The sequence below is a fragment of the Azospirillum griseum genome, from assembly GCF_003966125.1.
GTDB lineage: Bacteria > Pseudomonadota > Alphaproteobacteria > Azospirillales > Azospirillaceae > Azospirillum > Azospirillum griseum.
Window position 1 is genome coordinate 1 of the sequence record NZ_RXMA01000079.1, and the last position, 2,448, is coordinate 2,448.

Below are 2,448 nucleotides of genomic sequence, written 5' to 3' on the forward strand. Positions count from 1 at the left end.
TTTGGCGGGTTCGGAACGTCGTCGGCACTACACGGAGGCCGAGAAATTACGGCTTATCGAAGCGGCCTTTCGTCCGGGCGTGATGGTTTCGGAAGCGGCGCGGCGGTTCGGGGTCCATGAAAGCCTGCTGTATCGCTGGCGTCGGCAACGAGAAGGCCGATCATTTGATCGTCCGCTTTCCGGCTTCATCGGTGTGACGGTGACGCCTTCCGCGCCGCCGCCGGATGACGGCGGTTTGCAGACGTCGTCCTTGATCGCGTCGGCGCCGAAGCCGCCGACTTCCGAAGCGGCGGTCGAAGTGACGTTGGGTGGAGACGTGCGGGTGCGCATCCCGGCGGCGACATCGCCGGAGTTGGCGGCGTCGGTGATCGCGGCGCTGATGGGCTCGCGGAGCCGATCATGATCCCGGCTCCTCCGGGGACGCGGGTGTGGTTGGCGACGGGCTGCACCGACATGCGGAAAGGCTGGAACGGTTTGGCGTTGCAGGTTCAGGAAGTCCTGAAACGCGATCCGCATGGCGGCCATTTGTTCATCTTTCGCGGGCGCCGAAGCGACGCCGTGAAGGTGATCTGGCACGACGGCCAGGGGATGTGTCTGTTTTCCAAAAAATTGGAGAAGGGGCGGTTCGTGTGGCCGTCAACGGTGGACGGGGCGGTCTCGCTCACCGCCGGGCAACTGGGATATTTGCTTGAAGGGGTCGATTGGCGGCTGCCGCAACGGACCTGGAAACCGGAGGCGGCGGGGTGAAATCCGGTTCAACATACTAGATTTTATGATAAAATCGTCGCCATGGACAGCCTGCCCGACGACATCGTTTCCTTGCGCGCCCTTGCGGCGACGGCCTTGGCGCGGGTCGATGTTCTCGAATTCGAAGCAGCCCGGGCGCTGGCGATCAAGTCCGGCGACGATGCCCTGATCGCCGCAATGAAGCTGGAAATCCTCAAGCTACGGCACGAGTTGTACGGGACGCGCTCCGAACGCAAATCCCGGCTGCTCGATCAACTCGAATTGCAGCTTGAAGAGCTTGAGGCGACCGCCGGTGAAGACGAAATCAAGGCCGAACAGGCGGCGGCGAAAACCACCGACGTTCAGCCGTTCACCCGCAAGAAGCCGGTCAGAAAGCCGTTTCCCGATCACCTGCCGCGCGAACGGACGGTGCTGCCGTCCCCGACGACCTGCCCGTGCTGCGGGTCGGACAAGCTGAGCAAACTGGGCGAAACCGTCACCGAGACCCTGGAAAGCATTCCCCGGCAATGGAAAGTGCTGCAAACGGTGCGGGAGAAATTCGCCTGCCGAGCCTGCGAGGCGATCCACCAGCCGCCCGCCCCCTTCCACGTCATCCCGCGCGGCCTTGCCGGTCCCAGTCTGCTGGCGATGATTCTGTTCGAGAAGTTTGGCCAACACCAGCCGTTGAACCGCCAGTCCGAACGTTTCGCCCGTGAGGGGATCGACCTCAGTCTGTCCACCCTGGCCGACCTGGTCGGCGCTGCGACCGCCGCATTGCAGCCGTTGCTCGATCTGATCGACGCCCACGTCATGACGGCGGCGCGGTTGCATGGAGACGACACCACGGTTCCGGTGTTGGCGAAAGGAAAGACCGACACCGGGCGGATTTGGGTGTACGTGCGCGATGATCGTCCCTTCGGCGCCGACACGGCCCATGCTGCGGCGTTCCGCTATTCCCGCGACCGTCGCGGCGAGCATCCGGAAAAGCACCTTGAGAACTTCGTCGGCGTCCTCCAGGCCGACGCCTTCGCCGGGTACAATCGGCTTTATGCGCCGGACCGGAAGCCCGGACCGATCACCGACGCGCTATGCTGGGCGCATGGCCGACGCAAATTCTTCGTTTTGGCGGATATCGCCGCCAACGCCGCCAAAGGCCGACATGGGAAAATCCCGCCGCCGATTTCGCCCTTGGCGTTTGAAGCGGTGAAACGCATCGACGCCGTGTTCGACCTTGAACGCGCCATCAACGGCAAACCGCCCGATGATCGGCTGGCGGCGCGCAAGGAGCATGTCGCCCCTCTGGTGGCGGAACTGGAAGCATGGATGCGCGCCGAACGCGCCAAGCTGTCGCGGCACAACGACGTCGCCAAGGCGATGGATTATATGCTGACCCGCTGGGGCGGGTTCACCCGTTTCCTCCACGACGGCCGTATCTGTATGACGAATAATTGCGCCGAAAGGGCGCTGAGGGGCATCGCGCTGGGCCGCAAAAGCTGGCTGTTTTGCGGTTCAGACCGTGGCGGACAGCGTGCCGCCGCCATGTACACCCTGATCGTCACCGCCAAGATGAACGACGTCGATCCCCAGGCGTGGCTCGCCGATGTCCTCGCCCGTATCGCCGACATTCCGCAGAACCGGTTGCACGAATTGCTCCCGTGGAATTGGAAAGCCGCTCAAAATATCAGGAAAGCAGCCTGACCGCGTCACTCGCCGGATGGTTAC

Annotated in this window: 3 protein-coding genes; all 3 read left to right on the forward strand. The window is 63.4% G+C overall.

What is annotated here, in order from left to right:
- On the forward strand, window positions 1-403 hold a 403-nt coding region (tnpA, locus tag EJ903_RS26095), incomplete at its 5' end, for an IS66-like element accessory protein TnpA (RefSeq protein ID WP_158628030.1).
- Window positions 404-426: 23 nt separating this feature from the next.
- Window positions 427-747 (forward strand): IS66 family insertion sequence element accessory protein TnpB, encoded by a 321-nt coding sequence (tnpB, locus tag EJ903_RS26100; protein ID WP_425455525.1) that lies wholly within the window; start codon window positions 427-429, stop codon window positions 745-747.
- A 42-nt stretch (window positions 748-789) separates the two neighbouring features.
- Window positions 790-2,424, forward strand: coding sequence for an IS66 family transposase (tnpC, locus tag EJ903_RS26105; protein ID WP_126620791.1), 1,635 nt, complete (start codon window positions 790-792; stop codon window positions 2,422-2,424).
- Window positions 2,425-2,448: the final 24 nt, after the last annotated feature.